8 protein-coding genes are annotated in these 9,039 nt (G+C 46.9%); 2 read left to right on the top strand and 6 right to left on the bottom strand.

Annotation, left to right across the window (positions count from 1 at the left end):
* Positions 1–16: 16 nt before the first annotated feature.
* Complete coding sequence (locus GRP75_RS30720; protein ID WP_071558103.1) at positions 17–346, top strand: YczF family membrane protein; 330 nt, start codon at positions 17–19, stop codon at positions 344–346.
* On the opposite strand, the gene GRP75_RS07790 is transcribed toward GRP75_RS30720, so the two are convergent.
* From GRP75_RS07790 to GRP75_RS07805, 4 genes are read right to left on the bottom strand one after another with little or no spacing between them, the layout of a single operon-like run.
* Positions 236–1,381, bottom strand: a complete 1,146-nt coding sequence (locus tag GRP75_RS07790) for a GerAB/ArcD/ProY family transporter (RefSeq protein WP_025720332.1) — start codon at positions 1,379–1,381, stop codon at positions 236–238. The two genes, GRP75_RS30720 and GRP75_RS07790, sit on opposite strands and share 111 nt — an antisense overlap.
* Positions 1,378–2,487, bottom strand: coding sequence for a GerAB/ArcD/ProY family transporter (locus GRP75_RS07795; RefSeq protein WP_068938994.1), 1,110 nt, complete (start codon positions 2,485–2,487; stop codon positions 1,378–1,380). Before GRP75_RS07795 ends, GRP75_RS07790 begins: the two co-directional genes overlap by 4 nt.
* Positions 2,488–2,512: 25 nt before the next feature.
* A complete protein-coding gene (locus tag GRP75_RS07800; protein ID WP_337194219.1) occupies positions 2,513–3,754 on the bottom strand; it encodes a Ger(x)C family spore germination protein in 1,242 nt (413 codons plus the stop codon).
* The gene (locus GRP75_RS07805) at positions 3,732–5,366 is read right to left on the bottom strand and encodes a spore germination protein (RefSeq protein WP_160789017.1); all 1,635 of its coding nucleotides are present in this window, start codon (positions 5,364–5,366) and stop codon (positions 3,732–3,734) included. Before GRP75_RS07805 ends, GRP75_RS07800 begins: the two co-directional genes overlap by 23 nt.
* A gap of 224 nt (positions 5,367–5,590) precedes the next feature.
* Here GRP75_RS07805 and GRP75_RS07810 point away from each other — a divergent pair, with 224 nt between their 5' ends.
* A complete protein-coding gene (locus GRP75_RS07810) occupies positions 5,591–6,682 on the top strand; it encodes a GGDEF domain-containing protein (protein ID WP_160789018.1) in 1,092 nt (363 codons plus the stop codon).
* 86 nt (positions 6,683–6,768) lie between these two features.
* On the opposite strand, the gene GRP75_RS07815 is transcribed toward GRP75_RS07810, so the two are convergent.
* Positions 6,769–7,266 (bottom strand): Rrf2 family transcriptional regulator, encoded by a 498-nt coding sequence (locus GRP75_RS07815; protein ID WP_025720321.1) that lies wholly within the window; start codon positions 7,264–7,266, stop codon positions 6,769–6,771.
* A 66-nt stretch (positions 7,267–7,332) separates the two neighbouring features.
* On the bottom strand, positions 7,333–9,039 hold a 1,707-nt coding region (locus GRP75_RS07820; RefSeq protein WP_160789019.1), incomplete at its 5' end, for a glycoside hydrolase family 3 protein.

The following is a 9,039-nucleotide window of genomic DNA, read 5'->3' on the forward strand; positions in this document are numbered from 1 at the left end:
ATCGGAGGAATATTTTATGAAAATACTGTGGATATTCACCCTCTTTATGATACTTATGCTCGGCACCAATCTGCTAGTGAACTGGCTATTCGGTACTCATACCCCATGGGAGCCCATGGCATTGGCTTTTAGTACTATGCGTCCATCCGAATATATCGTCTTGTCAGGAATGCTGCTCGTATTCTTTGTGACCGTGGCAAAAAAACAAATTGAGTACGGATTTCGCTTCCTTTTTTCACGATGGTCCCGTTTTCTGAAAGTTTCCGCTTCTTCCTCGGGTTCTAACTCTGCTTCGATGCAAAAGAGCGGCCAAAAAGAGCAGCAAGGGAAAGATGTAAACAAATAACGGATGAATATAAATAAACGATAATCGTCCAAAAGCAAGGTGCTCAATCATGCTGGGTGTTTGCACCTGTGACCACAGTAAGACAATGATCCCGACAAAAAGTAGTGTTTTCCGGTAGGGGAGGTTAAAAATATCGGAGATCCCGAGCACCGCAGCATAGAAGAACAGGGCAATTTTAAAAAAATCGCCGATAATCATCGTCATCAGAACAATCACATCCAGACGCTGTAAATATTCTGAAAACTGTACATTCCCAAATGTGCTGAGTAAAGGAAAGATGGAGCGCTGTGCAATGTCAGTGCCCATAACAGCCACATTTAGTATTGCGGCTTCAGCTAAAACGAGACCACCTACGATAATGCCCGCATAGCCTGTTCTGGCCATCTGCGACGTTTTTTCCAAATGGGGCACGAACATCATAAAACAAATCATTTCTGCGTATGGAAATGCCAAATGTTCCCTAATGGCTGAATGAAGCACAGATTTAAAGCCATGCTCCATCACCGGCGTCAGCTCATGCAAATGAATGCTGTCCGATAAAATCAACAGTACATTCCCCACAAAAATGACGGTCACCACTGCAATAAGCATTATTTGTCCTGTTCGAGCTAATACTTCAAATCCTAACCAAAGGACATACATTACGCACAAAACCATAAGGAAGGCAACGACCAGGTTGGGCGTTTGCTCCAGTACGGAAATACGAATCAGCTCTGTCTCATCGCGCAAATTCCCACCTGTTAGAAATAAAAAAAACAAAATATATAATACTCCCATGACTGTTCCACATGTATGACCGACCAATTCGCTAGCATAGGTTGTGAGAGGCTTACCAGGGAACGTTTCAGCTGTGTAGCAGTACATTCGGAACAATACCATACCCAGAATCATAGCAACGAGTTGAATAATCCATGTGTCCCGCTGCATATAACTATCCATATTAATGGTGACTGCGTTCCCAATCAGAAAATGAAACATAAGAATGAGCAGTTGTCCGGTGCTGATGTATGTTTTGTTTTCAAGACGATGACTCACGAGGCATACCCCTTTCTTTTTTTGTTGCGGATCTTTTTCAGCCATGACACCATAAGCAACAAGAAAGGAAAAAACACAGCAAATACCGGAAACATCCATTTCAGTACAAACTCGCCTGTTGCAAGATGTTCTTGATAACCTTGGGTCATCAACACGCAAGAAACAAGCATGATAAGCCCAAACGGCAGGATCAGTTTATGGTACGAAACACGCAATACATCTTCAGCAGCCTTAACCGCTGCATAATAGAAAATAAAAATTTTAAAAAAATCAAAAATAATGACAGTCATGACCCCAATTACATCCACTCTATCGACGAAATCTGATATTTCGACCTTGCTGATCATAGAAAGCAGCGGGTAAGTGGCCCGTTTGAATACGTCCTCCCCAAGCACAACCACATTTGACAGTGTAACAAAAGACAGGATTGCGCCTCCCAACAATACAGCGGTGACCCCAACCCCGTTGGCACGGTAGCTTTTCTTTAATGTGGGAAGGATCATCGCAAACGTGACCATCTCACCGTATGGCAACATCAAGGCTTGTGAATAAACAACCTCCCATATCGGCTGCCAGCCATGCTGGGCAATAGGAAATATATTGCTCATATGAACAATACCTGACAATAAAATCATGATATTCGTAGCGCAGCCCAGCAGCAGCAGCAAGAATAACAGCATAAGTCCCGTCCGGCCTGCGACCTCAATTCCCAAATGCATCACATACATGACAAGACCAATCATCAGGACACAGACGATAGTTAACGGCGTATGCTGTAATGTCCGATCGGCAATCAGTATTCCAGTATCTCGAAGATCGCGTGCTCCGCCGTAAAGAAAAAACACAATATATAAAAAGGCAAGCACGCTCCCAGCAGTTTTGCCTAGGAGCACCTTGCAGTACTGTGTCATGAGCAGGTCGGGAAAGTGGCGGTGAAGGCTGCCGTAGCATAGAAAAAGTAGGGCTCCCAAACCTGTGGCGATAAGAATAGCAATCCACGCATCCTTGCCCGCATCTCTTCCGGGAATAGACATCATGGACGTCCCCAACTCAAACAGCATCATCAGGGAAATCATCTCTTTTGCGTCGATTTGTATCTTTTTCAATGCCTTCCCTCCTTTCCCGATTTCACTAATTGGACTCTCCCTTCGAATAAGGGTTAGTCCGTGACTGTGTATGCTTCAGTACCGAAGTCACCTGAACACGAACGGTGCTTTCTGCAAAATAGCGGTTCCATTCAGGTGAGAGTTTTTTCCACTGTTCAGGATGGCTTTTCTCCAGTGCATGGCCCAGGCCGAGTACATCACTACGGCTACGCTGAACCTCCTTAACCGTTGAAGTAATCACTTTTTTTGTTTCCTCTCCCCACTGTTTCTGCAAGCTATACATAACCTCTGGACTTTTTAAGTCAATCGAGCACTCGGCTTCCTGAATCGTCCCGGTCTGCTCCAAATTAATAACAAAAACCGGCTTCCCTTGCTCGATCAGACTGTGTACATGGGTTTTAGAATACAAGGTTTCGATTCCAATGATTTCACCTTTTTTGCCGCAGCTCAACGCGGTTTCAGCACTTTTCACCTTGTTATTCACCATAGATAGTCCCAACGCTTGGTCATCGTCCAGCCATTGGATGAGACGATCCTTCTGGAACACTCCCATACCCTTGATGCTAACAATCGCTTCGGGCAAAATACTATCCACGTTAGCCTTAAGGTGGGCCTGCTCCAAATTACCTTCTACTTCTACACCAGTAAGGACAGGGCCACTACCTTTATTGGACATACTCCGGATAACATCGTCTAGACTCACTGCGTAATCCCCGGCGTACATACGCTGGGACGCTTCCAGCTTACCCGAGATATCATTAGCAGGAATACGACCGATTGCAGTCATGGATGCCAGTACGTTCTTGGCCGTTTCACCGCGTGCTACCAGCATTTTCATCGTTAGTCGGGGCTCCGCAGCCCTTTCCAAATAATCCAACGTATCCCCGATACCACGTCGAGCCAGCTTTTCTCCAAAAACGACAATCCTCGCATGGGCCAGAGAAACTACCCGCGGAATCTTCTGTGAAGCTTTGCGAATTACTTGAAAAAGGTTGCTTCCCTTTTGCTGATACAGCACGACTGGGGTATTTCCTCGGGCCTTAGCCCCGGCAATTTCATCCGCTACGATAATCTGTAGGGAAACCTCATAATCCGATTCCCCATCCGCATCAATGCCTATAGCCGCGACTACTGCCCGCTGGTTCAACTCCACTGAATCCCAGCAGCCAGAGAGAAGCGGCATGACTAGTAGCCCCACCAAACTCAGCATCCATATTCTCCATTTAAAGGTTACTGCGCTTCGTTCACTCCCCTTCTCCAGATGCACCCTGAGCGCCCCCCTCCCGCATCGGTGAAGTTTTATCGGAAGGGGAAATCCCGCTTCCATCCTTCATTCGTGTCTGATTCGTTGATGTAATACTTTTAGGACGTTTCCGCATCATCCAAAACGGCATTCGCAATACGGCATCCTTTTGACTCTCCAGCACAAAGGGGCTGAAAGGGGCCATATAGGGCACCCCAAAGGAGCGAAGGCTATTCATATGAGCGATCAGCGCAATGAGCCCCAACGTAATGCCATACAGCCCCATAAATGCAGCCAGCACCATAAAAACAAACCGGAACAGTCTCCCGGCTACCGCCATGTTATATGTCGGAATCGCGTAGCTGGCAATCCCCGTCAGCGCTACTACAATCGTGAGCAGCGGGGTGACAATTCCAGCCTCCACAGCCGCTTGTCCCAATACAAGCGCACCGATAACGGATACCGTTTGTCCGCCCACACGGGGCATTCGAATACCGGCTTCTCGCAAGATTTCAAAAGTGATTTCCAGAATAAACGCCTCCAGAAAGGCCGGAAAAGGAACGGATTCCCGCTGCGCTAGTATACTGATGAGCAGTGGGGTTGGTATCATTTCATAATGATAAGTGGTTAAGGCGATGTAGAGAGAAGGCCCCAAAATCAGAATAATAAAGCTGATATACCGGATGACACGGACGACAGTTGCCATGTCGTAACGTTCTGAATAATCGGAAGAACTTTGAAAAAATTGAGCAAATACAGTAGGCATTACCAGTACAAATGGATTCCCATCCACGATGAGTGCCACCCGACCCTCCATAATGTTGCTACTTATCGTATCTGGTCTTTCCGAGTTATAGATCGTTGGAAAAGGTGTGAGATTTTGGTCCTGTATCATCTCTTCTACCATGCCGGATTCAAATATGGCGTCAATATTGATGGCTTTTATCCGTTCGCGAACTTCATCTACAACACTTGAATCTGCAATATTCTTCATATACAGTATGGCCACATTCGTGAGGGACGTACTTCCCACTTTGAACATCTCCATCGTAAGATCGGAGCTTTTAATACGCCGACGTACAAGAGAGACGTTCGTGAACAGGGATTCCACAAATCCATCCTTCGGCCCCTGAACGACAGACTGTGTGGAGGGCTCGTTAACCGCCCGCGTCTCTCCTCCACGTGTGCCGCATGCGATGGTTTTTATACAGCCTTCCAGTAAAATGATCGTATCTCCCATCAAGAGTTGTTCCATCATGGAATCCCAATCATCGCACTCCTTCACTTCACCCAGTTCCAGCGCGTGAGCCTGTATCCGATTGTAAAGCTCTTCTGCACTTTCCACCTCAGCAGCCACCTCGGCAGATGGGCGGCTAAGCAATGATTTCATGACGAGTTCATTCACCGTATCCGTCTTGACCATACTATCTAGAAATACAATAGCGGCGGGTACATCCGCCTTCAGTCCCACATTAAAACGGCGAATCAAGAAGTCTGGGCTGTTTGACGTCGATTCCTTAATTTGCTGCAAGTTGGTATCCACATGAGCCTCGATCTTTAAAGAACGTGAAGAATTTTTATTATTCTTGTCCGCACCCGACTTTTTATTATGTTTGCGATAGGGATAGCGAATCATGAGCAAACCTCATCTCCAGTAAGGCAGCAATAGATACCGCCTATTTTTCCTTATTCTTGTATCTTTGGAGTATGCTCAATCTATTCCCAGTTATGCACCAAACACGTGAACGAAACGTTATAAGCGCATCAGCGTAATAAATTTCAATAAATTCTTCATTTTCAAGCTTAATGTCAGTTTTTTTGATAAAATGAAGAAATATGCCTCTCGGGAGGGTTAGCATCTTGTTCAGTACGTTTTTTGTAAATACCTGTATCCTTGTCACCTTTTTGTACATAACTGGCCTCATATCACAAAGATATAAAATCCGTCTGCACACCTTGAAGCGTAAGATACATTGGATCGGAGGCGCCCTTTTTGGGTGCTATGGCATTGTTATGATGTACTATTCAATTCCAGTAGGATTTAATACGATTGCCGATCTTCGTCATTTGGCCATCGTAGCTACCGCAACGTACATCGGCGCCCCAGCAACGCTCATGGCTACCCTATTTATATGTGTAGGTAGATTATTGCTGTTTGGTATCAACACTCAAGCCATCGTAGGCGCTATTTTTATGATGCTCGTTGGGCTGGGGTGCGCTTTATTGTCACATCTGTCCTGGTCACGTTTACCCAAGCTGATGATTATGAACGTTTTTGCTATGGGCATTATATTCTGTTCCCTTATGATTAATTTGAAGAATCTTGATGATGTTCTGCATGTTTATCCGCTCCAATTATTCATATCCATGATCGGCGGATGTCTTCTGTACCTCATTGCTGAATCTATCAACACATCCAATGAGCTATTACTTCGACTGGAGCATACCTCCTACACAGACCATCTCACTAATTTAAGCAACAGAAGACAGCTTGAGTTTTCATTGGAAGAGAAGCTCCCTCAAGCTCGTCAACGTCATGAGCACTTATCTGTACTGGTGTTGGATATTGATCACTTCAAGGAAGTCAACGACACCTATGGGCATGCGGCAGGAGATGCAGTGCTGCGCCAGCTTGGGCAGATTCTAATGGAAAAATGTCGTCCTAATGATGTAGTCACCCGCAGCGGGGGGGAAGAATTCACCGTGCTTTTGCCAAATTGTGCTTTTCGGCAAGCGTTGCGAATAGCTAATCAGATTCTTAGTGGAGTAAATCAGCACGAGTTTATTTTAGCGGATGGTCTTGTTCTTAAGGTCACGGTGTCCATCGGTGTGACGACATTTCCTGGTACCGGGGAAGATATGTCCGGGGCAGCCCTGTTGGAGCAGGCAGATAAAGCACTATACGAAGCTAAAAATGCAGGACGTAACCGGGTTTGCTCATATGAAACATAATTTGAGGCATGACCATTTCATAGAAATAGCCGATACAACCCCCTTTTGAGAGTCGTATCGGCTATTATCATTTTGAATGAAATGTGTTAATCCCTCTGGGAAGGAGACTTGGCATCCTTATCTTCATTATGATTGCATTTTCCCACCACGAGTGATGTACGATTGGCAAGCGAAGCCAGCGTATGGGACCCCCATACTTCCAGCATACGTCGTTCGCTCTCGGCTAAAATTTCGGATACGGCTATCGCCAACTCCTCACAAAAAGGATTGGTTTCCGGTTCATGCATCATACCCGGGAAAATCGGATCACATATTTCAATGGCGTGGTATATATCGGCAAGTGTAATATGGTCGGCCGAACGGGTAAGCACATAGCCTCCCTCACGACCTTCGCGTGCTGCAATCAAATCTGCCTGTACAAGTCGCGTCAGCACCCTGCGCACCAAAGTGACTTCGCAGTCAATGGAACGGGCAATAGAACCGCTGGCACAGAGTTCTCCGTGCTTTTCCAAATAGACAAGCGCCTTTACCGCCACCCCAAGCCATTTGGGCGTTGCGGTGCGTAGTCGTTTTTCACTATTCAAATGAGATGACACCCCTAAGCTGTAGAAACTTCGTTGAATGCATTGTACGTGATGTCAGAAGTAAGTTCAAGCCTGAAAGCCGGAATCCTCTGTAGCATTAGCGCCCAAAGTAAAATGAGCTAGCCGCACTTCCCCGCTCAACAACAGGTATACATCACGTGTGCCAGAGACTGAATGTACCGCTTCCGAAAGCGTAACCCATGCTTGCGCCCCTCCTGTATTGCCCACGTTCACACGTGCCACAGCTTCGCTGTCCGGTGCATCCAAACGCAACTCAAATGTGGCATCGCTACTGTTGCCTGACACGCGACACTGAAGCTCGACCACACTCACCGTATCCATGTCTACGCCATGAAAGGCAATCCAACCGGAACGTTGAGGTATGCGCGGACGTACACAGGCCTCCCTTTGCTCCTTGCTTTCATCCAGTACGATGTCGGAGCAATCATCAAAGTTTTCAGCGCGGATACTTCGTCCAGCTTGGCGTGGTGGAATAACTTCGCCACGAACGTACACAGGGTGCTCCAACCGGATATCCGCTGAGGAAGCGCCTGCAAGCAGTGTATATTCACCCGATTCAACGCAATAGCAATCCCGTGTAACATCCCAAATCGCCCAATCCTTCATCCGAATCGTAAAGGAAACCGTTCGCGTCTCGCCTGCCTCTAAGCGAATACGTTGAAAACCGCACAATGTCTTCAATGGTCGCTTTACTCGTGAGGCACCAGGCCGTGCATAGAGTTGTACAACCTCTTCACCAGCAGCTACGCCCCTATTCGTCACCTCTACCCACACCTGGAGCGTATCCACGGCATCCAGTGCAGCAATAGATTTTACGCTATCCTTTGGGGCATCCGTACGCAGGTCATTATATTCAAAAGGCGAATACGTCAATCCATGGCCAAACGGATACAAGGATTCACCTTCAAAATATTGATAGGTACGACCGCCGCGAATAATATCGTAATCTTTGATGTCGCCCAATTGATCCTCGCTCTGAACCCAGGTCATGTTCAAACGCCCCGCTGGCGCGTAGTATCCAAATAACACATCCGCTATTGCTGTACCATGCTCTTGTCCCGCATGAGACGTGTATACGATCGCTGGAATATGCTCCTGAACCCAAGGGATGGCAAATGGATAGCTGCCCGTCAGAACCACAATCGTATTCGGATTGACACGATACACTTCCTCGATAAGCCGTTGCTGGGAAGCTGCCAGTTCCAAGCCTGGGCGGTCATTCTCTTCCTTTCCATTGATGAGCGGGTGATTTCCAACAAATACAATTGCTGTATCTGCCGCTTGCGCAGCGGCTATCGCTTCCGCTAAACCATCTGACACCGTCTCTACCTGGAATGTTTGGCTCTGTCCTAAAAATGTCGAGGATGTCGAGGCGTTACTCTCTACAGCGTTAAGTGCAGATTTTTCAGCCTCCACTACCTTTAATGAGCCCTCCGTTCCGGCAATCACTGGTTTGCCATTCCATGTTGTCCACAGATGCTCTCCTTGTCCAACAGGAGTCAGCCCAAAGACCTCTTTGACATACCAGCCATACGCTTCATCAGCTGTAACACGGAGCGTTTCCTCATCACTCGTCACGTAAGTACCCAGATGCTCATCATGTAACGTCACACTGCCATAGCCCCAATCCGTCATGGTCAATACTGTGGGCTCTCCATCCTGGGACAGGCGCATCTCACCGGAAGAATCGACTGTGAGCTTCGCTCCGTCATTCACCGCCGTCAAGGTCACGCGGTTCTTACCGTCACGGTA

It is taken from the genome of Paenibacillus sp. OT2-17 (assembly GCF_009827695.1).
Classification (GTDB): domain Bacteria; phylum Bacillota; class Bacilli; order Paenibacillales; family Paenibacillaceae; genus Paenibacillus; species Paenibacillus polymyxa_B.